Annotated in this window: 20 protein-coding genes; 8 read left to right on the forward strand and 12 right to left on the reverse strand. The window is 38.3% G+C overall.

Annotated features, from left to right (window positions below):
- Nucleotides 1-163 precede the first annotated feature (163 nt).
- Nucleotides 164-592 carry a hypothetical protein gene (locus D9782_RS05870; RefSeq protein WP_121604303.1) on the forward strand — a complete coding sequence of 143 codons (429 nt, stop codon included), beginning with the start codon at nt 164-166 and terminating at the stop codon, nt 590-592.
- Between the two features lie 180 nt (nt 593-772).
- Here the strand turns inward: D9782_RS05870 and D9782_RS05875 are convergent, their stop codons facing one another.
- Both D9782_RS05875 and D9782_RS05880 read right to left on the reverse strand, forming a co-directional pair.
- Nucleotides 773-1069 carry a hypothetical protein gene (locus tag D9782_RS05875; protein WP_051388262.1) on the reverse strand — a complete coding sequence of 99 codons (297 nt, stop codon included), beginning with the start codon at nt 1067-1069 and terminating at the stop codon, nt 773-775.
- Between the two features lie 61 nt (nt 1070-1130).
- A complete protein-coding gene (locus D9782_RS05880; RefSeq protein WP_205601750.1) occupies nt 1131-1397 on the reverse strand; it encodes a hypothetical protein in 267 nt (88 codons plus the stop codon).
- A gap of 278 nt (nt 1398-1675) precedes the next feature.
- On the opposite strand from D9782_RS05880, the gene istA reads away from it, so the two are divergent.
- Nucleotides 1676-3289, forward strand: coding sequence for an IS21 family transposase (istA, locus tag D9782_RS05885; RefSeq protein WP_240455811.1), 1614 nt, complete (start codon nt 1676-1678; stop codon nt 3287-3289).
- A complete protein-coding gene (gene istB / locus D9782_RS05890; protein WP_121604305.1) occupies nt 3286-4035 on the forward strand; it encodes an IS21-like element helper ATPase IstB in 750 nt (249 codons plus the stop codon). Before istA ends, istB begins: the two co-directional genes overlap by 4 nt.
- A 391-nt stretch (nt 4036-4426) precedes the next feature.
- Here the strand turns inward: istB and D9782_RS05895 are convergent, their stop codons facing one another.
- The 6 genes from D9782_RS05895 to D9782_RS23520 form a co-directional block, all read right to left on the reverse strand.
- On the reverse strand, nt 4427-5119 hold the full coding sequence (locus D9782_RS05895; protein ID WP_121604306.1) for an ABC transporter permease: 693 nt from the start codon (nt 5117-5119) through the stop codon (nt 4427-4429).
- A complete protein-coding gene (locus D9782_RS05900; RefSeq protein ID WP_121604307.1) occupies nt 5116-6036 on the reverse strand; it encodes an ATP-binding cassette domain-containing protein in 921 nt (306 codons plus the stop codon). Before D9782_RS05900 ends, D9782_RS05895 begins: the two co-directional genes overlap by 4 nt.
- 2 nt (nt 6037-6038) lie before the next feature.
- Nucleotides 6039-6980 carry a sensor histidine kinase gene (locus D9782_RS05905; protein WP_026680290.1) on the reverse strand — a complete coding sequence of 314 codons (942 nt, stop codon included), beginning with the start codon at nt 6978-6980 and terminating at the stop codon, nt 6039-6041.
- Entirely contained in the window at nt 6981-7685 is a 705-nt protein-coding gene (locus D9782_RS05910; protein WP_121604308.1) for a response regulator transcription factor, read from the reverse strand.
- Between the two features lie 70 nt (nt 7686-7755).
- On the reverse strand, nt 7756-8388 hold the full coding sequence (locus D9782_RS23515; RefSeq protein WP_240455812.1) for an alpha/beta hydrolase family protein: 633 nt from the start codon (nt 8386-8388) through the stop codon (nt 7756-7758).
- A 27-nt stretch (nt 8389-8415) separates the two neighbouring features.
- Nucleotides 8416-9096, reverse strand: a complete 681-nt coding sequence (locus D9782_RS23520; RefSeq protein WP_240455813.1) for an alpha/beta hydrolase — start codon at nt 9094-9096, stop codon at nt 8416-8418.
- Between the two features lie 572 nt (nt 9097-9668).
- Here D9782_RS23520 and D9782_RS05920 point away from each other — a divergent pair.
- Together D9782_RS05920 and D9782_RS05925 are read left to right on the forward strand one after the other, a co-directional pair.
- Nucleotides 9669-10535 carry an SDR family oxidoreductase gene (locus D9782_RS05920; protein ID WP_162986335.1) on the forward strand — a complete coding sequence of 289 codons (867 nt, stop codon included), beginning with the start codon at nt 9669-9671 and terminating at the stop codon, nt 10533-10535.
- 11 nt (nt 10536-10546) lie between these two features.
- Nucleotides 10547-11104 (forward strand): TetR/AcrR family transcriptional regulator, encoded by a 558-nt coding sequence (locus tag D9782_RS05925; protein ID WP_026680294.1) that lies wholly within the window; start codon nt 10547-10549, stop codon nt 11102-11104.
- Nucleotides 11105-11313: 209 nt separating this feature from the next.
- On the opposite strand, the gene D9782_RS05930 is transcribed toward D9782_RS05925, so the two are convergent.
- Both D9782_RS05930 and D9782_RS05935 read right to left on the reverse strand, forming a co-directional pair.
- Nucleotides 11314-11895: a class D sortase gene (locus D9782_RS05930; RefSeq protein WP_121604310.1), complete on the reverse strand. Its 582-nt coding sequence runs from the start codon at nt 11893-11895 to the stop codon at nt 11314-11316.
- Nucleotides 11896-12200: 305 nt separating this feature from the next.
- On the reverse strand, nt 12201-17357 hold the full coding sequence (locus tag D9782_RS05935) for a SpaA isopeptide-forming pilin-related protein (RefSeq protein ID WP_162986336.1): 5157 nt from the start codon (nt 17355-17357) through the stop codon (nt 12201-12203).
- A gap of 440 nt (nt 17358-17797) precedes the next feature.
- On the opposite strand from D9782_RS05935, the gene D9782_RS05940 reads away from it, so the two are divergent.
- Together D9782_RS05940 and D9782_RS05945 are read left to right on the forward strand one after the other, a co-directional pair.
- Complete coding sequence (locus D9782_RS05940; protein ID WP_121604312.1) at nt 17798-18811, forward strand: NADP-dependent oxidoreductase; 1014 nt, start codon at nt 17798-17800, stop codon at nt 18809-18811.
- 797 nt (nt 18812-19608) lie between these two features.
- On the forward strand, nt 19609-19806 hold the full coding sequence (locus D9782_RS05945) for a hypothetical protein (protein ID WP_121604313.1): 198 nt from the start codon (nt 19609-19611) through the stop codon (nt 19804-19806).
- A gap of 118 nt (nt 19807-19924) precedes the next feature.
- On the opposite strand, the gene D9782_RS05950 is transcribed toward D9782_RS05945, so the two are convergent.
- Complete coding sequence (locus tag D9782_RS05950) at nt 19925-21496, reverse strand: L-lactate permease (RefSeq protein WP_026682788.1); 1572 nt, start codon at nt 21494-21496, stop codon at nt 19925-19927.
- A gap of 49 nt (nt 21497-21545) precedes the next feature.
- Nucleotides 21546-22475, reverse strand: coding sequence for an L-lactate dehydrogenase (locus D9782_RS05955; protein ID WP_371413989.1), 930 nt, complete (start codon nt 22473-22475; stop codon nt 21546-21548).
- A gap of 242 nt (nt 22476-22717) precedes the next feature.
- Here D9782_RS05955 and D9782_RS05960 point away from each other — a divergent pair, with 242 nt between their 5' ends.
- Nucleotides 22718-23590 (forward strand): ATP-binding protein, encoded by an 873-nt coding sequence (locus tag D9782_RS05960; protein WP_026682790.1) that lies wholly within the window; start codon nt 22718-22720, stop codon nt 23588-23590.
- Nucleotides 23591-23604 lie beyond the last annotated feature (14 nt).

A 23604-nucleotide genomic window follows, 5' to 3' on the forward strand; every position in this document is an offset into this window, starting at 1 on the left:
TATATTTTGACTATATTTATTCAGATTCCATGAATGGTTCCATTTTTTATTAAGGTAATTACTATTATGATTATAAAATGAATTTAATGGAAAATTTACAAAAAAATGAAGGAAGATGTGAATATTTGTAGAAATAGTTAAATGTAGTTAAAGGAGGTGAGATATGTTGAAAAAGATTCTTGCACTAATAATTTTTCCCGTCATGATTATTTTAGCTTCTCAGACCTTCCCCTCAGAACCAATCGCAGCTGAAACTACTGGAAATGAAAGTCCTAAAAATGAAATTAATGCAGTAAAGTATTTCGGCCCATTTCCTTTTACAACAAGAGATGGTAAATGGGACGGTCAATTTTCTGTTCCTTCGCTAGGCGATGTTACAATTAGACTTTCGGGGGAGGATTTATATTGGGAGACAGGGCGAGTGCGGATATGTAATAGGGACTCTGGTAGATGTACTCTATGGGGTCCCCTTTCAGTAGGTACCCAACCTTCCAGAACATTTACTGACGTTTTACCAGGTGCATATTATGTAGATGTAAATTACGCGATGAGAGCATTATCTGGTACAAGCACAATTGAAGTAAGATATTAGATAAATAGGTGATTTAGAGCTGATATAAGACGTTAGGTAATATTCGGCTCCTATCGTCTTATATGCAGCCCTGAAAATATATTTGTTCGTGATGGATGAATTAGTAAAGTTAGTGATACGTTTGATTCAGGTAATGATGACAATCCAATTTTATTGAGTGAATTAAGTACAGAAAGAAGGCTAATTGTACCTTCTTAACCGTTTTTTATTTAATTTTACTTGTGATAAATCGTTCAATTCTCTTGTAGAGTGATGTTTGTTTCTATGGGTTAAATCCTCTAATTTTCTAACTGCAGCGCTAAATTCATTGTCGGAGATTTGTTTTGTAGCTAAAAGAGTACATAACATTGCATATGCAATTGGAGTTGTATCAACTATAACCTCTACATCCACATCTGAATTACCGCTATATCCAATTGTAGATAGACTTTCATTATTGAAGTCTATTGAGCGACCATTTTTTAATGAATTTTGCAAATTTATTCCCCACTTTCATAGAAAAAGAGTGGGATAAATTATATTACCCCACTAGTACTTATTAATAGTATTTCTTACGTTTCCTGTCATCGTCGTCTTCATCATCGGAAATAACATTAACATAAGAGTTGCCACTTTTAGTGATCTTCGCAATGTTGAAATTGCGGTTTTTGTTTTTTAAGTCATTGTCGTTATCATTATCGTTATCAACATGAATATCACTGTCGAAATCTACATCGGCTTTAGCTTTTGCATCTGCATCTGCTTTTGCGGTAGAGAAAAACTCTTGATTACCATCTTTATCAAATTTTCTCTTTGGCCTCCACATACAATTTCCCTCCTTTATTTTCGATTTAATATAATATATTCAATGTTACCCTTAATTGAGTTGGCAGTTATCTTAAGTCATTTGCTTGTTTTATTTTTAAATAAAAATAACCACTAACAATATCATAAATTGAGCCCTCCATATGAAATGAAGGGCCAGGAAATAACATGTGGAAAGACCCTTTGTGACTGCTAAACTAAAGTAGACAGTTTCCGCTAGATTAGAAGAAACACTTATTTACCCAAATATACCAGTAAAATATATAGCTCTCCCATTGTATGATATTTAAGATTATACACACATCAATGGAGGGCGCAGAAAAGGTGGATAAGTGGGAAATGTATATGGAGATTCAACAGTTAATTAAGCAAGGATTTAGTAAATCGAAGGTGGCGGAAAAGTTGGGGGTATCAAGATCAACGGTGTATCGCAACCTGCAGAAGTCTCCTTCGGAGATGGCTGAATGGGTAGAAAGTATAAAAACGAGAGAGAAAAAGTTAGATCCTTACAAAGCGTTAATTTTATCCTGGCTGAGAGAACATCCTGATATGTCAGCAGCACAAGTGCAAGATTGGTTACAGGAAAGGTATGAATCACTGGAGATTGGCGAGAGCACGGTTCGTGCCTACGTTAGAGAATTACGTACTGAATATAGAATAGAGAAAGAGACTCTACCGCGGAATTATGAAGCTATTCCTGACCAGCCAATGGGAGAACAAATGCAGGTTGATTTTGGTCATACAAAACAAAGAACACCTGACAATCAAGAGGTGAAGCTGAGCTTTATCGCATTTGTTTTGTCTAACTCGAGATACAAATATAAAAAATGGTTAGACAGACCTTTCACTACCCAGGATGTGATGGAAGCACATGAAGATGCATTTCGGTGGTATGGCGGAATCCCAAGAGAAATCGTTTATGATCAGGATAATTTAATCGTGGTCAGTGAAAATGGCGGGGATCTTATCTTAACGAAAGAGTTTCAACATTATAAGGAAACCAGGCGTTTAAACCTTAGGGTTTGTAGAAAAGCTGACCCAGAAAGTAAAGGGAAAATTGAAAATGTGGTTGGCTTTATCAAGCATAACTTTGCGAGACATAGAGTGTTTCACAACATTGATTCCTGGAATGAACAGGGTTGGCAGTGGCTAAACCGAACAGGGAACTATAAAATCCATAACACAACAAAAAAAAGACCGGTCGAAGTGTTCTCCTTGGAAAAGCAACACTTAAGACCAGTCGCAGAAAAATTAACTATCAAAAACAATTATGAAAATAGTATAACAAGAAGCGTCCATAAGGACAATACAATTCGTTATTTGTCGAATCGGTATTCTCTTCCACTAGGAACATTCCATAAATATGATACCGTCGGTATCAAGGAAACGGAAGACAAACAACTATTCATCTATATTACCGATACAGGAGAATTGATTGCAAAACACACTATTCCTGAAGGAAAAGGCCAATTAGTGAAGGATAGAAGCCATTCGCGCGATCGGACAAAAGGCATCCATTCATTTATGGATACGGTTGCGAAACGGTTTGAAGAGGTAGATTCCGCATACGACTATCTCAATATCATCCGGCAAAACTACCCTCGGTATATTAGAGATCAGCTGCAGATTATTTCAAAGCAGACAAAGGAGAACAATGGGGCAATCTTATCAGCAGCACTAAAAGAATGTGTGAAAAGAAATCTTTATAGTGCGACAGATTTTAGCGATATCGTTTCATACATCAAACGACAACGCCAAGCTGATGATACAATAACCGATAACGCCCGGGCTGTATCATCAATAAATAAGATTTCAGGCTGGCTCATGGATACGGAAGCCCAAAAGAGAACAGTAAATGCCTATACTGAAATATTGGAGGGTGAGTCTAATTGAGTCAGCTGAATCAATTACAAGATTTGATGAAAACCCTCCGCCTAACCGAAACAGCTATCCATCTTCCTACACTCATAAGAGAAGCTGAGCAAAAGGACGCATCCTTTACTCAGTTTCTCCTGGATGTGGCAACCTATGAACAAAAGCGCAGAGAAGAAAAGCTATTAGAGAAACGGTTTAAATGGGCGACGTTCCCGTTTTTCAGCACTCTGGAAGAATACGATTTAAAAGAACAGAAATCATTAAGTTCAAAGAAACTAAATCAGTTGAAGGACTTAACGTGGATGGAGCAGCTATATAATATTATTTTCCTTGGGCCGCCAGGCGTCGGCAAAACCCACCTATCGATTGGGCTGGGCATGGAGGCTCTCAACCAAGGATATAAAGTGATTTTTACTACGATGGGTGATCTCATTCATGTATTAAAGACTGAAGAAATCACAAGGAAATCGAAAACGAGAATGAAGAGAATACGAGAAGCAGATCTAGTTATCATTGACGATTTAATGTTTATGGCAATGGACAAACAGGAAGCCAATATGTTTTTTCATTTGATCAATGATCTGTACAATCAAACATCGATTATATTAACGTCCAATAAAGGTCCTAAAGAATGGGGTGAATTATTAGGAGATCAGGCAATTACAACCGCGATTCTAGATCGTATATTGCATCGAGTGGAAATTATTCATTTAAATGAAGACAGTTGGCGAATGAAGCATCGAAAAACCATATTTGGGCAGTAAAGTGTTTCAAATTAATAAGCAGAAATTGTGTCATTTTACTTGACGGTCACACCCTTAACAGGTCTATAATAAAGTATTCAATTAGCCGTAAATTGTGTAGGCTACTTTATTAAATCAATCATGATAGCAATTAATCAAGATATAAATTTAAAGCTACAAATAGAAAGTACTATTTATGTATGGATTGATTAAAAAAGCCCCTCATAAGAGGAGCTTTTTAGGTTGTGTTGGTGTGACACTGTGGGTAACTACATTATATAGTGCGCAATAACTAAGGATCAGCATTTATATAGCTGGTTCCTATTTCAAAAAGTTAGATTTTAAATCTAACTTTTTAGGGGTACCTCACCTTTAATTTACTAGTAAATATCCTCTGAGAATTCTACCTCCATTACAATATATCTTCTCTCTCGGCTTTGTAGATCATCCAGTATGCACCCACAGCTCCAATCACTGCCAGCGTCATTTCGACAGCAGGAGTTACAGTATATGTAGGCCCGTTGTTCATGGAAATGGAGGTAAACTCGATAATGAAAACAGAAACAATTGTCGTCGTTGGTGATTTCCGAAGCATTCCCAAAACAAGTGGAATCCAGCTACTCATCGTCTTTAAAACGGCATGAATAAGAATTTCCATCATTTGATTGGATATGATTGGGGAAGTAAGAGGTTCCTTGACGAAATCATATTTGACGTTTAACCCGATTAAGACAAGATTAATGAACAGATTGGAGATGATAATAATAACAAAGGTAACAAGCGAGATTAATGCCAGCTTGGATATAAGCAGCTTCTGTCTCCTAATTGGATAGGTGAATAGCACTGAAGTTGTCTTATTCACGTACTCACCGACAATTATTCGAGCCATTAGTATTGCAGCAAATATTACGAACGTAAAATTCACCATGGAACGAGTTAAATCAAATGCAACGTTGTAGGTTGGGTGTATGTAGGTGTTTTCCACTGACCACTGTAACATCATCATCCAGACCAAAACCGTCATCACCAAGTTTGACACTATAACACACAAGAAATATCCATTCAGTTTGAATTTTTTTAATTCCAACTTTATTAGCGAAATCATGTATCCCCACTGCCTTGCAGAAGATTTAAAAAATAGTCTTCCAGCGTTTGATTCTTGCGTCTGATTTCTCCAATGTCAACTCCATTCAGAATTAGCGTTCGTACAATTTCAGGTTGAGGTAAACTTAAATCATAGATACGAATTGTCGATTCATTTATCAATTTAAAATTGCACATTTCTAGCTTATTAGACAATATGCTAACTGCTTTCACGACATCCTTTGTCACCAATTCAATATACTCCGTCCAGTCTCTTTGGATGTTCTCCATTGCCACTTCTCGGATAAGCTTGCCTTCACGAATGACACCAATCGTATTTGCGATTAGCTCTAACTCCCGAAGTAAGTGGCTAGTTAGAAACACCGTCATTCCATATTCTTTACTCAATGCGGAAATCAGGTTTCGCATGTTCTTCAATCCAACCGGATCAAGACCATTGATTGGCTCATCCAAAAGTAACAGCTCCGGTCGGGTCGATATTGCCCGGGCTAATCCAAGGCGTTGCTTCATGCCAAGTGAATAGCTTTTTACAGTTTTGGATCCTTCAACGGTTAAGCCGACCAATGCAAGTGCTTCATCGATAGACCGGTGATCGTGATAACCCATGTATGCACAGTGTAGCTCCAGATTTTCCCGAGCAGTTAGCTTTTCATAAAATATTGGATAATCAATCAAGCTACCTATTCGCTTCTTAGATTTGCAGTCACCAGTTATAAGTCTCTCTCCGAAAAGTTCAATCACTCCTTCAGTTGGCTTCCATAAGCCCGTAAGCAGCTTCATGACCGATGTTTTGCCAGCTCCATTCAGACCTAAGAGTCCGTAGATTTCTCCTTTCTTAATGTGAAGGTTCACATCGGACAAGATGTTGTTCCCACTCAGGTTCTTGCTAAGTCTACTCGTGCTAACGACGTATGTCATGGTTAGTCCTCTCCTTTTAACGATTTTAATCGAATTGTAAATGTCGTTCGCACGAATGGATGACTCTTGAGCGTTATTTCGCCATGTAAATGTTCGACAAGACGTTTCGTTATTGTTAAGCCCAGTCCGCTTCCTTGATAGAGTCGGTTCCTGGAATCTTCGAGCGTGTACATGCGCTCAAATACTTTGTCGCTGTGTGATTCACCAATTCCTTTGCCACGATCCCACACATCTATATAGACATGGGAATCATCGCCGCGCAATGTTAGGCCGACGGTTAGACCCTCTTTTCCATACCGAACAGCATTAGAAATGAGGTTTTGCAATATACGATCCAAAGCTTCCTCGTTGCCCAATGCGTACATTGGTTGATCTGGTATATCAATGATGGCTTCCAATCCAGCAGATTCAATATCATTATAATGAAAAAGTAGATTATTTTTGCAAATTTCATTTATATTTACATAGGTTAGTGGCAAAGCTTTGTCCCCGGATTCCAAGCGGGCCAAGTCGAAGAACTTATTAATCAGTTGCAAGATCTCCGAAGTTTTGGTCTGCACTTTCAGAAGAGTCTGTTTCCTTGCTTCCTTCGTCATCTCCTTGTCGCACACGATTGTCTCAATTAAACCAATCACGACTGTGAGTGGCGTTTTTAAATCATGTGAAATATTGGCCAGCATTTTACGGATTCCAGCTTCCTTCTTTGCATGCTTGAGGAACTCCTCGTTTTTCTTCTCAAGCAGTCGGTTCAGTTCGACTAGAAGTTTTTTTAATGCTGGATCATTCGTGAACAGAAGTACTTTTTCGGTTTGATTTTTCTCTATAATTGTCCGAAGCTTGTCACGGATGTAAAAGAGATGGGCGTCTCGCCCCCTAGCTAACCGGTATTGTGAAATGTTGAACATAATTAGAGCTAAGATAATGCCAATTAGAATACCAGTCATTCAAAATTCCCCTAGCTTATATCCGATACCCCACAGCGTCTTAATATATTGAGGTTTCGAGGAACGATCCTCGATTTTGTCTCGTAGACGGCTGATTTGTACGTTAATACTATTCTCGTCGCTGTAGTATTCTTCGTTCCATACTGCACGATAAATATGTTCTTTTGTGAATACTTTATTCGGATTGCTGGCGAGTAAATATAAAATTTGAAATTCTTTGGATGTTAACATAATGTCCTGGCCATTCTTAGTGACAGTGAAGTCGTCTACATTAATTGTTAATTCTCCAACCTTCAATACTCGTGACACAGATTTTTTTTCGACAACAGTGGGTGAATATTTTGTCGTACGACGGATCATCGCCTTTACTCTGGCCGTAAGCTCGATTAACGAGAAAGGTTTAACGATATAATCGTCTGCTCCGAATTCGAGACCTACTACTTTGTCCACATCATCATCTTTGGCCGATATAATTAGAACCGGGGTGGTGTTATATACTCTGACTAGCTTCAAAAACTCCAACCCGTCTAGCTTTGGGAGCATTAGATCGAGCAGAACCAAATCATATTGTTGACTCATGACAGCCTGTATCCCTTGCTCACCATCGTATGTACATACAACATCGAATCCTTCCTTACGTAGATAATTTGCAACCATGTCACTGATAGAGTTATCGTCTTCTACTAACAATATTTGTGTTTTCATACCCGAATTGTATCAAAAGTCAAAAAAATAGTAAATGAAAGGGAATTCTCCGTATCGGTCATTAAATCACTTATTTACTTTGAAAATGAACCTCCGGATATTTAGCCCCTAATTGTTCTAACACATTATCATCCGTTCCTCTCAAATACTGATCGAAGAATGCAAGCGTGAATTCATTAACTAGAAGATGAATTTGCTTAGTATCTTCACCTTTTGCACGCATCAGTGGGCTGTACAAGTTAAGATCAGTAAAGCTAGTATGGTTTGAATTCGGAATGACCAAAGACAATGCACCACTTGCGACAACTTTTTCATACCTTGACATAAGGTCGTAAAAGTCTTTCTCAAGCGCTTCACGATTTCTTCCTGTCTGTTTTAAAATCTCTTCCGGAGTAATTTCATCCAGATCTGCCTCGAATCGATCCACATCTAGTGAGGACGCGGAGTACATCAAGAAAAGTGGCTTTTGAACACTCTTCTCAGGAACTGGTCCTCCAAACAGTGATCCGTCCATATTTATGGCAGCTTTTACGCGATCATCTTGCAATAGCATTCGATACGCCGTGGCACCTCCATAGGAATGCCCGAACATGCCAATTTTCTCGAGATCAAGCCTTCCCTTGAATTGATCGTCCTCTCCGCCCTTATCCAACTCTTCAAGCTGATCAAGTACGAAAGTAACATCTTCTGACCAAATGGACATCCTCTCATCGAACTCAGCAAGAGTGTTCTATTCATCTTTAGTCGAGTATTTCATTGTTCTACCATCTGGAAAAACCGTTGCTCCCGCATTATAAGTATGATCAATGCCAACGACAATATATCCACGACTTGCTAGTTCTTCAATTTGAAATGTATTCTGATTACGGTTGCCGGCATTACCGTGCGAGAAAATTAGCACAGGATAACGTTCCTGCCTATCAGACAAAATACCCTCAGAAAACGAATGCACACGGACAAGACCTAAATGGCTCATCATAAAATCAGGTAGCCCCATTAGTTGCGCCATTCCCTCCTCTTTTTCCGGCACATCTCTCATATATTGATTAGTCCTCTTCTCGCTCTCTTCGTTTGCTGGATACCAAACTTGTACCATCAACTCGCGCTTAGCTTCCGGATCTATCCCAAACGTTTCTTTGCGTTTTTTGTCCGTCCAATGATAGGATACTGTTCCTACCGAGTGATTTCCTGTTGGTTTCTCAAATGAGAATACAGGCATGACAATAGGTGGAATGATTGTGATTGCTAGATAAACAGTGAGTAGTACAGTTTGAATAGTCAATACATACCACTTTCTGGGTTTTATATTCTTTCGTTTGACATACAGATACGCCGTTAACAAAACAGGTGTTAAATAAGCCGGAATCATTCGCCAGCTTACGCCCTCTGCAACCATCTGTACAATTACCATAAAATATCCCACGGCCAAAGGCCAAAGAGATACTATGTTTGTGGAGGCTTTTTTCCTCCTTATAAACACCCAATACAATAATCCAAAATTAACAACGACAAGTATTATCTCTAAAAATCTCATATTATTATTACTCCTTTCTGATTTAAATCTTGCAACTGATTCAATTTCTATTGTAAAAGTAATACATGTCGTTTTTCTTTCTTCATTCTTACATATTTCTTTCATACGATAAATTTACCCCGATAATTTGGTACTCACCAACAACCTCAAATCTTGCTTTCTTTGCGGGGTACCGCCATATATCACCATCTGGGATGGGAGCGTATTAATTTTCTTGGAGAATATAGGTTTGATGCTAATAGATTACTAGCTAATTCTCTTAGACCCTTAAATAAAACTTAAACCAATAACAAGCCAAATTCCTTAACGTACAAGAATTTGGCTTTCATAATGTCGAAATTTGCTAAGCGTATAAAATTTTCGAAATGACGGTACCTTTTTATTGTAATTTTAGACCGATCGGTCTAAAATGAAAGTAAGCTAAATTATATTACTGGAGTGAGATGAAGATGAAACGCGTATTAGTAGCTGGGGCAACAGGTTACCTAGGGCGATATGTTGTAAAGGAACTTAAACAGGCGGGATATTATGTAAAGGTATTGGTCCGATCACCAGCAAAGTTAAAGCAAGAGGGGGCTTTCTCTTCCCCAGTTATCTATGAATTCATTGATGATATTGCTGTGGGGGATGTTTCCAAGGCAGAAACCATTCAAGGTATTTGCGCAGATATTGATTACGTTTTTTCCTCAGTAGGTATTACAAGACAAAAAGGTCATTTAACGTTCATGGATGTAGATTATCAGGGGAATCTGCATTTGCTGAAAGAAGCAGAGCACAGTAAGGTACAACGGTTTATGTATATAAATGCGCACGCGACTGAAAATTGTCCTTCTGCATTAATTAAAGCAAAACAGCTATTTGTAGACAAATTAAACAGAAGCTATGTTCCACATATCATCATCAATCCAACGGGTTATTTTTCTGATATGACGGAGCTTTTCACTATGGCCCAAAAAGGAAGGGTATTCTTGTTTGGCAAAGGAGAAAATAAAATGAATCCCATACATGGGGCTGATCTTGCGGAATATTGTGTAGCATCCTTTTCTAAAGAAGAAATATCACTCGATGTAGGAGGTCCTCATGTTTATACATATCGTCAAATGGCTGAACTATCTATAATGGCCGCTAACCCAAACAGTAAAATTACAAGCGTTCCACTGTGGCTTGTGAAAAGTATCTTCCCATTTCTAAGAATTAGTAATAAAAGACAATATGAATTATTGCAGTTTTTCTTTTATGTAATGACACACGATGTTATTGCTGATACCTATGGAAATACTGATTTACAAACTTATTTTGAAAATATGAACGTATAAGGAGAGCAACAATGTCTCATAAAACAAAACAGAGTCTTATCCAAGCTACCATTGATTTGATTATGGAGAATGGACTGGAAAGGCTTACGATTAACAAAGTAATAAAAAAGGCGGAAAGTAGTAAAGGCTCATTTTATTACTATTTTTCTAACATAGACGATTTAATGAAGGAAACATTTTTATATGCCTTAGAACATAGTTTAATTGATTTTTCTTACAATCCAGATAAACCTTTTAAAGAAAATATCCTTTCGTTTGGGCGCTATTTAATTAAAATGTCTACGGAAAAATCACCTGAACATGCGATTATGTTTTTGTGGATCTCCAAATCCTATCAAGATGAAAGCTATCGAAGACAATTTCAGGAGATGCGCAAACAAATTATCGAAGAAAATTCTGTTTCTAAGGATTTTCAGAAGGTATTTCAAGTGGATGTAGAATGGTTATACTTTATTGATGTTGTTATTATAGGGTTTCTTGTTCATTGCCTCCTTCATGATGATGAAGACATACTACTTTCCATCTGGAAACAGCTAACCAATCCTATCGTCTATGCTTCTAGAGTTTAAGTATGAACAATTGTCATCATCGAACAACGCTTCTCAAAGACCCTTAATCAAGTCTAGGTGGGGTCTTTTTAAAGTCACTTTTGAGAACCATAGCCTTACGTTTATTATACGTCAGCAAGTAGTAGTGAGTTTTGTGTAAGTATAGTAAATTAAAAGCCCTCACATTTGTGGGGCTACATTTTTACGCTCATCCAATTTCCAGCAGATTTTCAACTCAATTTACCTTTTACCACAACCCTTTTATCACCAGATAATGTACATGTCAATAGGGTTATCTCAGCTCCGTTATTCTCCAATACTTCCACTGCATCTTCTTCGACGGTCTTAATTTCTGTTACTTTGTAAGAATAACGATCATTGTCTGTTGTTAAAATGATTTCAGCACCTTTTTTGACATCTGGAAGGTTACGGAAATGTCGGTCTCCGCGATACCCCCGATGGCCAGCTATTGATATATTATCTGTATTTGGATCTTGATCTTCAACAATCTGAGTTAAACTAATTGCTAAGTTCTCTTCCGTGGTTGATGGTAATACAAACTCCTTTAAATGGATCGACGGAATTTCTAATTCATAAATACTTTTTAATTCTTCTTTCGAAAAGTTTATGTCAGGCGCCGTTTCATTATTTAATCCATCTGTTTTCAATAAATCCATTGCTTGTACAAGTTCTGCATTTTGTTTTGAAGTATACCAATCATAAGATAATGGCACGGCAATGAGTATAGCTCCTAAAACAAGTAATCCTAGCCCCATCCATAGTCTGCCTTTTTTCATCATGATTCGCCTCATTTCACTTCAACCTAAAGGAATAATGTTACAAAGAGGCCGAATCATCTAAGAGAAAAATGAACAACTAGAAAGGATGGCTCGTGCAACGAAGCTTCTCCATCCGTCACTTTCCGTTGGCGACTGGTGAGCTTCTTCGTGCTGAGGTACCTAACCGATGCCTTTTCTTTTAGATAGGGAAGGCTTCGGCAGCAATACATCGCACGTAGAAAAAAATCGCTCTTCTTTTTCAAGGAGGAGATAGAGTCGTACATTGTTCCACTCTAGAATGTTCGTGTATCTCAGCCTCTTTGTAATTTACTTATTTACTATTCTATTAAAGTTCCGCTTCTCATTCGTCTGATATGCGTATACAAAAGGAAACTACCTGATCCAAGAAATATCATACCGATTATAGCTAGATATCGTAACCATTCTTCCCCAGTTTGTGGTAGCTTATCTCCGAAATCTTGGCTAGGTGGCGTCGGTGGTGTATCTCCTTTTTCCATAGGGGTGTTTTCTACAATCACTTCTTTGTTTTTATCTCCTAATTCAATGGTGATATGAATTGGCTTATCTAATTGCACATAACCAGTAGGAGCTTTGATTTCCACTAATTGATAGTCTCCTGGTGTTAATCCCTTTACGATCACGATGCCATTTTCATTTGTTGTTATCGTTGTAATTCGTTCACCCTCACCGTCTAACACGTCAAAGACTGCACCTTCTAAAGTTGTGTCTGTGATCGCATCAACTTTGGTGATTTGTATGTCCGTTTTTAATAAATTGTTGCTAAATTCCAAGTATAGAGGCTCTTGTTGGTCAAAGACGATTTCAAATTCAATAGGAGTTTTATCCAACTGATAACCAAAAGGAGCTTTTGTTTCAATAAACGCATAATTTCCTGGCTTCAGATCATCTACAACTAAGACGCCGTTTTTATCCGTAGTAAGTTCCGTTTTTAGCACTTCGCCTTTTGCATCCACCAACGAGAATACAGCTCCTTCGAGCGTATCTCCCGTTTCACCGACTTTCGTAAGTTCGACTGAACCAGTACGTAGGGGATTCTCAAAATTGACTTTTGCTATTCCTTGTCCCAATCCAATATCAAATGGAATCGGTGTGGTATCTAATTCATACCCTGGGAGTGTTTCTGTTTCTACAAGCTGATAAGAGCCTGGAATTAAATTGTCAATGATAAGTTTACCTTTTTCATCTGTAACAAGGTTTTCTTGTAGTGTTGTTCCGTCGGCATCCTGCAATTCAAACACGACACCTTCTAACAGTTTTCCATCTTCTCCTTCTTTGGTTAACTCTAATGTACTTGGAATATAACTGTTTTCCGCCTCTAGTTCCAGCGTTTCTAGTTGATTGAATGCAATTTCAAATTCGATTGGGGTGTCATCTAACTGATAGCCAAATGGAGCTTCTGTTTCAATAAATGCATAATTTCCTGGTTTTAGGTTCTCAACCGTTAAGATACCCTCTTCATTCGTAGTCAATCCTGTTTTAAGCTCTTCGTCCTTTTCATTCACTAACGTGAAGACAGCACCTTCTAGAGTATCGCCCTCTTCACCAATTTTTGTTAACTCTACAGTCCCTGTACTTAATGGGTTTTCAAAGCTTACCTGCTTTGCTTCTGATTGACCAATTTCAATTTCAAATGGAATTGGTGTAGCATCTATGTCGTATCCTGGAATGGTTGCTGTTTCTACTAGCTGATAGTTACCTGGTTTCAAATGGTCAATCACTAATTTGCCATTCTCATCAGTAAGGAGCTTCTCTTGTAAAGTCCTCCCATCGGCATCCTGTAGTTCAAATTCTACGCCTTCTAGTAGTTCGCCATCTTCTCCTTCTTTAGTTAGTTCGACTGAACCGAGAGCATATGCATTTTCTTTACTTACTTCAATTTGGGCTTGCTGTGCTAATTCGATATCAAACGGAATAGGTGTATCATCTAATTGATATCCTTCTGGAGCTAGAGTTTCTACAAATTTATAGCTTCCTGGCAATAAGTCTTCAACAACAATAATTCCATCTTCATTTGTGGTTAAACCTGTTTCAATTTCTTGTCCATCCTCATTGAATAAAGAGAATTCTGCCCCTTGTAAATGTTCTCCTCCTTCTCCAAGCTTTGTTAATTGAACAGAATTATCTAGATCCATGTATACACCAACACGCGCTGGTTCTACCGGCTGACCTTGATCAGTAGCAATTGCGAATGAGTTCCAAGCAGCCCGTTCTGTTGGGTTAATGGTTTTGTCTAATACACCTTGATCTACTTCCGAAGCGTTAGGAGCTTCCATTGAAAAGTTAATAGTGATATTTTCACCCTCAATCCATTCAACCCCATCTTTCAGTTCTAACTTAAAGGAATGAATAGAGGACCAATCGTCAACCTCCGTTGCCAAAGTCCAATTAGGCTCTTCAGCCGAATCTGGGTTCGATAATTTCTCTGTAGATTCTGGGTAGTTCGTATTTCTGATTAAATCATCACGCTCTGGTGTCATAGCAGAACTATAATAAACATCTACTTTATCGACCCACGAAGCAGGAAGTTGAATTGCTTCCGTTAATTCTGGAGTAAATTGGCTCCCGCGATCAATGTTATCAGTTATCCCTAAATCATTAATAGATGGCATAACATCTATGAGTGTCATACTTGAGATGTCTTTTCCTGAAGTATTGGTTAATGTTAATTGGTAATCAATAGAACCACCTGGGACAGTGCTTCCAAAGTGAGTAAAATCTTCATCTAGTTGCCCCTTAACCAATTTCTCTGTTTGGATATTATACTGTCCACTAATATAATATTCATTGCCAGACTTTAAACGAGGTTGATCTGAATTACCATTCTCATTAAGGTCCTCTACATCCGTTTGTAAAACCGTATCCGTTAACCCAGGGCTTTCAACTGACGGTACGGTTAGTTCCTGATCTCCAGAAAAGCCGTAAACACTAAAAGAGAGTGTATTTGGTGCGCTTTCATCTATTTGAACATTAATTTCTGCGTATAACGAACTACCTGGTCGAAGCAGGCGGTCATTCCAATTAAATTTTACAAGTTGTCTACCACTATCATTATAGTTGTTGCTTATTACGGTATAGTCACCACCTGCTGCAGAAGTAGTATCTATGGATGACCTGCCGTCAGCATCTGTAAATTCCACTTCAGGATTATTAGCAATGTTTATTCCTGGTGGCAATAGTACTACAGTTTCTAATGGTTCATTCATAGCTAAAGTTGAACTGTCTTCAGTGTTTAAATTTACCCGCATTCGATTATCTCCAGGAGCCACATATGAGCCTAGCTGATCTATTAGCTTAACCCCAACAGTAGCTATCGGAGGCTGATCGGTTGGTTTTGGAGCAATCTGTGCAGATCTCGGACCTGCTAGAGGATCAGAATTATATTGGTTACTGAATGCATTACCATCTCCATCTACTCCATAAACATCCCATTCGTTGGTTACAGATCCTGTATAGCCAGGTTTGACTTCAAAAAAGTAATTAGGTCTGCCTACATTTAACATACCACTTGGAGCATAAGTAAAATCTAGAATAATATCGCTAACTTCATCATTTTCACTGATTCCTAAGTCCGCTCTATTATAAACAGTATCTAAATCAGCATTTTCAACTAGTAATTCCCGTTCACCGTTTACAACTGCTTCAATATTGAAAATAGGATCATTCTTTAAAGGCACTCCATTTGGATAGTCTGCATTCGGCCTATAAATAAATCCCCTAGGTGTTTCTATTTCTTTAAAAATTAGATTTGAATCTATATGATAACTAGTAGTATATTCTTCAAAATCACCTTGGGCACTTTCTGGTAAAGGAGCAATTCCGTGAGAAAAGCCTAGAAGAGCATCATCATAAACAATTGGATTAGGGTCCCTGTTGCTATTTGGAGCTATGTTTCCTTCACCGTCTAATGGACCAACATGTACCGGAACATACCAATTTCCTTCAATATCGCCATTTGCGGTATCAGAATCAACAATGGTTATACTATCATTCGTATTAACGTTACTCTCGTTATCACCAATAAATAAAGTATTAATAGCTACATTATTAGTAAGCGTTTGATTTACAGTGTTATTTCCTACAGAGAGAACCATCTCCATATTGGCATTAAATAATGAATTTTTAGCAGTTTCCTGGTCATCAAATGAAGGAGCATCGAAAGTCCAAATCAGTTGATTTCCATTTTGCTCAGGTTCAGGGCCGTTGATTGTTGAGTCATAAGATAACCCATCAGGTAATGTATCTATAACCGTTATTTGAGAATTTTCGTCAATATAAAGCTGTCCAGTACTGTTTTTAGGAATGTCTACATTTATTTCCCATACAGTTTGGGAGTTCGGGGTAGGTAAGTTTCTTTCATTACCTTGAACGTCCGTAAATCGCTTCGTGATATTTATAGGATTGGACGCATCTACTACAACTAAGGCATTATCATCAACTTTCTTTTGTTCGTCCGCTTCAAAAGAAGCACTTATCTCCAGTTCAGTCCCATCGGGAGTAAAACCATTGCTAGTTTGTAATTTAATAATCTTTTCATAAGTCTGGCCTGTTTTTAGCGTATCAAATTCGTAGACCAATCGATTGTTTTCAGAATCATAGATTGGTTGGACACCGGCAATTTCTAATTCTGATAGTTCTTGGTTAAATGTAATTGTTTCTAAAGTTGGCAAGTCAATAAAAATAGTAGCATTTGTGTATTCAGTTATTGATCCCGTAGTTTTAAAGACAAGTTTATATGCCGCATCATTTCCCGAAAGTACATTAGCATTTCGTGGAGAAATATCGATATCTACATTTAGATTGCCTGAAAAGGGGGAAATGGCTGGTTGCTCACTATTAACCTTTGATTCTGATTTGCTCTTATCAGAGGAGTCAGTTTTTGCTTCCTTTTGAACTAGATTCTGTTCCTCAGCAGTATTCTCTTTTTCTGCTTTTTCTTTTTCAGTATTCCCGCTTTCAGTATTCTGCGTTTTCTCCTCTTCTATCGGCTCGACCTTTTCTTCATCACTTGGACTTGCATTTTTCTGTTCTTTATCGTTTGAAGGTAATTGGAACGTAAAATCCTTCGTTGCTATTAATTTTTTTTCCTTAAATCCTTCAATTTTAATAAGGTTTTCGCCCTCTGTTAAATCTTTAAGTGCAAACCGTATTTCTTTGGTGTTTTCTAAAGAATTTATGTTTAAGCTATGTGATTCTTTATTGTTGGTGATTGTAGCTTGGTCGTTTCCGACAAAATAATCACTATAATTCGAGTTCTTCGGATACGTAACGTTTAATTCATCTATTTCTTCACTTATTACTACTTTGAAAATGGAGTTTTCGGTTGTCCCCTCTTTTTCAAGAGATACTGCTATATCCTCTCCAGCCCCAACACTACCAGCAGCCATAGCAATTGATTGACTAAATTGTGTGAATATCATAGAAAGAATAACCACTATGGAAAACATTTTTTTCATCCTGAATCCTCCAATCATAAATTTTATTACAAATATTTCACCAAGCGTAACACAGTTTTACAGATATTTGTTTAATATTTCAATCATTTTACAATGTTATAAAAATTAGTGTCGAATTTACTAATACTTTGTAACTATTTGTTATGATAAAGAGTATGAAAAATGTAATCTTATGGCATGAATACGGATGAGTTTTTGAATTTGTGAAATGGTCTCTTTGTTTTGTGTAGTAGCAGTTCATAGATACCAAATGTTGTTCGTTTTCCGTTAGGTATTCTTCAAGATATTTGTCTTTGAGCTCTAGCCGCTTAAGCACTCAGCTTTTCATCGTTGATTTCCATTGATACAATGAACCTACATATTTTATAGATGCCATCCATTAATAGATGGCAGATGCACTAAGTAAATTACGCAATATAATACTGTAGGAGGTTTTTTATATGAAGCAGAAACAGCTTATTTTAAATGAAAGACCAAATGGGCTACCAGATGAACGCACTTTCCAATTTGAAGACGTAGAAGTAGGCAACCCAGAAGCGGGTGAGCTTTTATTAAAAACATTATTTGTTTCTGTTGATCCGTATATGAGGGGGAGAATGTCAGATGGTCCGTCATATATTGAACCATTTGAGGTAGGTAAGCCATTAAATGGTGGCGTCGTTTCTCAAGTAATTGAATCAAAAAGCGATCAGTTTGACAAAGGAGATATTGTAACTGGACATTTGGTATTTCAAGAATACCATGTAGTTAGTGATAACCATGTACGGAAGGTTCAAACGTTTGGTCTGCGTCCAAGTGTTGCTCTAGGGCCACTGGGAATGCCTGGATTAACAGCCTATTTTGGTATGATGCATATTGGTGAGCCAAAAGCAGGTGAGACCGTAGTAGTTTCTGGTGCAGCAGGGGCTGTTGGGCAAATTGCCGGGCAACTTGCTAAAAGAGCGGGTGCTAAAGTCGTCGGTATTGTTGGTTCTAAGGAAAAAGCGAGGTATATTACTGAAATACTTGGCTTTGACGATGTGGTTGAATACAAAGAAGGAAATGTGGCTAAGCAATTAGCAGAAGCTTGCCCCGATGGCATTGATGTGTATTATGAAAATGTTGGAGGAGAGATTTCTGATGCTGTTTGGCCATTACTAAATACATTTGCGCGTGTACCGGTATGTGGTGCAATTTCTTCTTATAACTTGGAAGAAGGAGAGTATGATATAGGTTTACGTGTACAGCAGTACCTTATAAAATCAAGAGCGAAGCTACAAGGGTTTATTGTTGGTGATTTTCAAGCGGATTATAAAGAGGCATATGAGGTACTCGGTAAAGCTATTGCTAATGGTGAATTAAAATTTGAGGAAACAATTGTTGATGGATTTTATGCTATTCCAGATGCTTTTCTAGGCTTGTTTTCTGGAGAAAACATTGGCAAGCAGCTTGTAAAGGTTGCAGATAGTGAGTAGAGAAGCATATAAAAGAGGACTGTTTGTGGTTTTCCTTCTGTTAAATAGACAATCTAAAAATATTAAGCCAATGTGATTAGCTTATTCCCTTGTCTATTAATTGAATTGGCGGTGTACTTTCTTAAGTTCACCGCCATAAATGCAAACCTTAGCTCATTTTCCTAGCTCTCACAGACATACAAGTGAAGCTTAAATTATCGCTAAAAAATTCGAAGGTGGGCCTACATTAAAACCACTTTCATCGTGGATGATAAGCAGAACAACCTGTTTCTCGTAAGCATCAAGTAAACACTTCAACACTTCATTCATCTGGAATACGCTCTAAGCTTTATGAATAGTGAAAGCTGTATTTTCATCTTAATAAAGTTTTTGATTTCTACATATAGTGACAGAATCATTTGGTTCATGTCGATTTTGTTTTGCTGTGGTTACTTTACCTTGTTTAGAAGGTATCCATTTTGCGTACAGAGATAGAGAAGGCACTCACCAGTTGATTGGTGAATGCCTTTTTTATAAGTTAAGAAAGTATAAAATCAGTGCAATGACTGCGTTAAGCCAAGTAGTTATTTTGAAATGTTTGATGTATATTGGCAATGCTCCGACGAATTACTTCGCTTTCCGCGGGCACGGCCTCAACTAACTTTGCAAAGAAGAACACGTTGCAAAGTGGATTTTCGGCTCGCGCTAATCCCGCAGGAGTCTACGTAATTAGTCTCCGCTATGAGAAGGTGCAACAATTCTTGTCATAAGTAATAGGTTGACTTTTTTTACAATGGGTAAAGTGAAAATCGCTATCCGTGAGTATAAAAGCAGCTGTGTTACTTCATGCTAGCGTTGTAGAGCCTGGTAATAGCGAAGGCCGGCCACTTCAACTCCTGTGGGAAATGTTTGACCTGAAGATCCACTTTTTTGAGCGGGTTTTGCTAAAAAAGTTAGCTGAAGGACAAACCCCACGGAAAGGGAAGTGGGCAGCCGGAGTGGTGGTCAAGCAGTAGCTATTATTCCATAATAGCTACTAGAGGAAGCGTAAATCTGAGCATTTAGTGATAAGGACTGAGCGAATTTTGCTCCGTTTTTCTTATCTACTAGGTTCTGTCGCTATTCCATTGCACTTTAAAAGATTAAGGACAATAAAAATGTCCAAATACAAACGAATGCGAGCAATGCAAAGCTGTATTTAAGAGTCATTTTCATGAGTGTGGCCTCGTTTCCTGTTTCACCTACGGCTGCTGCTGCAATCGCAATGGATTGTGGCGAAACGAGTTTAGCCATGACTCCTCCGGCTGTGTTCGCAGCAACCAGTAGAGATGGGTTAGTACCTAGGATATTTCCCGCTGTTGCCTGGATTGGTGCGAATAGGGTGTTGTTGTTTACAACAGAGCCTGTCATAAATACACCGATCCATCCAAGAATTGGTGACAATAACGGAAATACTTGTCCCGTTTTAGCCACTGTTTCACCAAGCGCCGTTGTCATTCCTGCATAGGTCATGAGTTTGGCAATTCCTAGTATGGCACAGATCATGACGATAGGAATACTAAATTCAACCACGGTTTTTCCCAGAAGCTTGCAGCTTTTTTTGAAGTGGATGGCTTTCGTAGTGATCACCGTCGTCAAGGCAGATAATAAGATTGCTGTCCCTGTGGCCCCGAGCAAATCGACAGTTATTGGTATGGTTGAACCTGGTATAAGTCCCTTCACAACTGAAAATTCTAGTATACCCCCCTCTGCAAATAGTCCTTGAAATACAGGGAGGCTCCAAATCATGATAAAAAAGGTCAACAGATAAAAGGGGGACCATGCTTTTACCACTTCTCCAATGGAATAGGTTTCTCTCTTATTTTTATAATCATCAAGCAAAAAGATGTTCTTCGGCTGCCACTTCTTCAAGAACAGTGCTAATACCCCCATCGTTAAGAGAGAAGGAATAATATCCGCAAGTTCTGGACCGATGGTGATCGTGATGACTGCCTGTGACACAGTATAGGTCGCTGCCGTCACTAAAATAGCAGGGAATATTTCCTTGATTCCCTTCCATCCATCCATGAGCCAAATAAGTAAGAATGGAATCGTAAAGTTAATGATTGGTAGGGTAAGGGCTGTCATCACGGAAACCTTCATGGATGTCACATTCTCCAGTGCAAATGTATCAATAATTCCAACAGGAATTCCAATGGCACCGAAAGCACCGGAAGCACCGTTTGCAATTAGACACAGCATGGCTGCCTGCAAAGGTTTAAATCCCAGGGAAACCAAGAGCACAGCACAGATGGCAATTGGTACACCGAAGCCTGCAGCACCTTCCAGGAAGGCATTAAAGCAGAACCCAATTAATAAAAGCTGTAGACGTTGATCATGTGAAATCCCAGCTATACTTCCTCGTAAAACATCAAATTTTCCGGATATAACGGCAATTTTATATAACCATACGGCCATTATAATGATATAGCCAATCGGCCATATTCCGATTATGGTACCTTGTACGACACTGCCCACCGATTCCTCAATAGGAAGCTTAAAGACAAACAGTGCGATTATGAACGTTACACCAAGATTCAATATAGCTGCATGTATGCCCTTCATTTTAAAAATAGTCAAGCTCAAGAGAAATAACAAAACGGGAATGGCTGCAACCATCGCTGTGATTCCTAAATGACCGAACGGATTAACACTTTCAACTAACATACAAATGACTCCCTTTTAGTAAGAATGATTGGATGATGAGCTTGCCCTATTACCCTATCTTCTGTTGAAAGTCTTGCAATAGTTGTACAGAGATCGCAAATTTTTCTTGTTCTCTTTCATCCAGCGAGATTTCAATCACATTTCTAACCCCTTTTCGGTCAACAACCGCTGGAACGCCGATATATACATCATTGACACCATACTCTCCTTCGAGTAGCGTACCAACTGGTAAAACCACCTGCTCATTCCGCAGGATCGCCTTCGTGATCCTCGCTAATGCCATTGCAATTCCGTAATAGGTCGCACCTTTCATTTCAATAATTTGATAAGCAGCATCCTTAACCTGTTGGGTGATCACTTCTTTTCTTTCATGGGATATCTTGGTAGTGATTTGTGTGCCTGAAATATTAGCAGAGCTCCAAACCGGAAGCTGTGAATCACCATGTTCACCGATAATATACCCATGAACACTTATAGGAGCGATCCCAAATTCTCTTCCTAACAGGCTTCGAAATCTTGCTGTATCCAAGACCGTTCCTGAACCTATGACCCTCTCTTTTGAAAGGCCTGAGAATTTCCATGTAGCATAAGCCAGTATATCAACCGGATTCGTTGCTACGATGAAAATACCATCAAAACCGGATTTCATAATCTCATCCACTATTGACTTGAAGATATTTACATTTTTTTGCACCAGCTCTAGTCTTGTCTCTCCGGGATTCTGTGCTGAGCCAGCACAAATAACCACAATCGCCGCATCTTTACAATCTTTAAAAGTCCCATACCGGATCGTCATGGGACTAGGTGCATATACAATCCCATGATCCAAATCCATTACATCTCCCTGAGCCTTTTTCTTATTTATATCCACTAGTATGATATCGTCACTCAATCCCTGATTTATCAATGAATACGCGTAACTGGACCCAACCGCTCCTGTACCTATTAGCACCACTTTACTACTTAAAATTCCACTCATATTCATTACCTCCCGACATTTTCATTTGTGTATTATCCCCAGCATAGATTCATGAATACATTTGTGATTTTTTCACAATATGATGTATGTTAATTCATTGGTGTAATATATAGTGAAGAGTTACATACTGCTTTTTTGTGATTTAGTTAATTCTCATCTCTATCCTTTAATAGCGTCATAAAACAGCTAACTTTTGTTTTTCTCATAAAAAAAGATACAATAGCTCTGAAAGGAGTTTATGTATGCGTACGAACTATGAATTATCAGACAAAATGACAGAACTATTGAATAGCTATAACAGGAATAGCAACGCATTTCAGGAATTAATTGGTGAGGGTGGTTATATGCCGCCGAATCAAGAATTATTAATAGATGCCATCTCAGCGCTCAGCATGGGGAAAAACATTCTGTTAAAGGGTCCAACTGGTGCTGGAAAAACCAAATTTGCTGAAACACTTTCTATGCTATTTCAACAACCGATGTTTAGTGTCAATTGCTCCGTTGATTTAGACGCTGAAAGCCTGTTAGGCTTTAAAACACTTGCAAATAAAGATGATCAGCAGGTTATCGAATTTGTTTCAGGACCTGTCATTAATGCGATGCAGCATGGCACATTTTTATATATTGATGAAATTAACATGGCAAAACCGGAAACATTGCCTTTAATAAACGGAGTCTTGGATTATCGTCGAACGATAACGAATCCATTTACAAATGAACTGGTGTCTGCCAATAAAGGGTTTAATGTAATTGCTGCCATTAATGAAGGGTATGTTGGTACCGTTCCGCTCAATGAGGCATTAAAAAACCGTTTTGTTGTGATTGAAATACCTTATATCGAAGGTGAGCAACTAAAGCAACTGATTCAAGAGAATACGCAACTTAATGATGAGCATACCATTGACTTATTTGTTACGTTGTCAGCTGACCTCATTCAAGCCGTAGTTCAAGGGAAAATAGCTGAAGATGCAGCGTCTATTCGTGCTTTACTAGATGCATGTGACTTAAGTGTCCTTATTCCTGCGGAACGAGCGATTCAACGAGCCATTGTTGATAAACTGGAAGAAGATAGGGAGAGGGAGTTTGTCTTGAATCTGGCGGCAACCTTATTCTAGTTAGGAGATTATAC

It is taken from the genome of Virgibacillus sp. Bac332 (genome assembly GCF_003667785.1).
GTDB classification, from domain to species: Bacteria; Bacillota; Bacilli; order Bacillales; family Amphibacillaceae; genus Virgibacillus; species Virgibacillus salarius.

Excerpts from the sequence above, each read along its gene's own strand:
- D9782_RS05900 (WP_121604307.1), bottom strand. The coding sequence starts at position 6,036 with ATGACATACGTCGTTAGCACGAGTAGACTTAGCAAGAACCTGAGTGGG.
- D9782_RS05910 (WP_121604308.1), bottom strand. The coding sequence starts at position 7,685 with ATGAAAACACAAATATTGTTAGTAGAAGACGATAACTCTATCAGTGAC.
- D9782_RS23515 (WP_240455812.1), bottom strand. The coding sequence starts at position 8,388 with ATGTCCATTTGGTCAGAAGATGTTACTTTCGTACTTGATCAGCTTGAA.
- D9782_RS23520 (WP_240455813.1), bottom strand. The coding sequence starts at position 9,096 with ATGGTAATTGTACAGATGGTTGCAGAGGGCGTAAGCTGGCGAATGATT.
- D9782_RS05960 (WP_026682790.1), top strand. The coding sequence starts at position 22,718 with ATGCGTACGAACTATGAATTATCAGACAAAATGACAGAACTATTGAAT.
- D9782_RS05955 (WP_371413989.1), bottom strand. The coding sequence starts at position 22,475 with ATGAGTGGAATTTTAAGTAGTAAAGTGGTGCTAATAGGTACAGGAGCG.
- D9782_RS05940 (WP_121604312.1), top strand. The coding sequence starts at position 17,798 with ATGAAGCAGAAACAGCTTATTTTAAATGAAAGACCAAATGGGCTACCA.
- D9782_RS05895 (WP_121604306.1), bottom strand. The coding sequence starts at position 5,119 with ATGATTTCGCTAATAAAGTTGGAATTAAAAAAATTCAAACTGAATGGA.
- D9782_RS05920 (WP_162986335.1), top strand. The coding sequence starts at position 9,669 with ATGAAACGCGTATTAGTAGCTGGGGCAACAGGTTACCTAGGGCGATAT.
- istA (WP_240455811.1), top strand. The coding sequence starts at position 1,676 with ATGATATTTAAGATTATACACACATCAATGGAGGGCGCAGAAAAGGTG.
- D9782_RS05950 (WP_026682788.1), bottom strand. The coding sequence starts at position 21,496 with ATGTTAGTTGAAAGTGTTAATCCGTTCGGTCATTTAGGAATCACAGCG.
- D9782_RS05905 (WP_026680290.1), bottom strand. The coding sequence starts at position 6,980 with ATGACTGGTATTCTAATTGGCATTATCTTAGCTCTAATTATGTTCAAC.
- D9782_RS05870 (WP_121604303.1), top strand. The coding sequence starts at position 164 with ATGTTGAAAAAGATTCTTGCACTAATAATTTTTCCCGTCATGATTATT.
- D9782_RS05930 (WP_121604310.1), bottom strand. The coding sequence starts at position 11,895 with ATGAGGCGAATCATGATGAAAAAAGGCAGACTATGGATGGGGCTAGGA.
- D9782_RS05935 (WP_162986336.1), bottom strand. The coding sequence starts at position 17,357 with ATGAAAAAAATGTTTTCCATAGTGGTTATTCTTTCTATGATATTCACA.
- D9782_RS05880 (WP_205601750.1), bottom strand. The coding sequence starts at position 1,397 with ATGTGGAGGCCAAAGAGAAAATTTGATAAAGATGGTAATCAAGAGTTT.
- D9782_RS05925 (WP_026680294.1), top strand. The coding sequence starts at position 10,547 with ATGTCTCATAAAACAAAACAGAGTCTTATCCAAGCTACCATTGATTTG.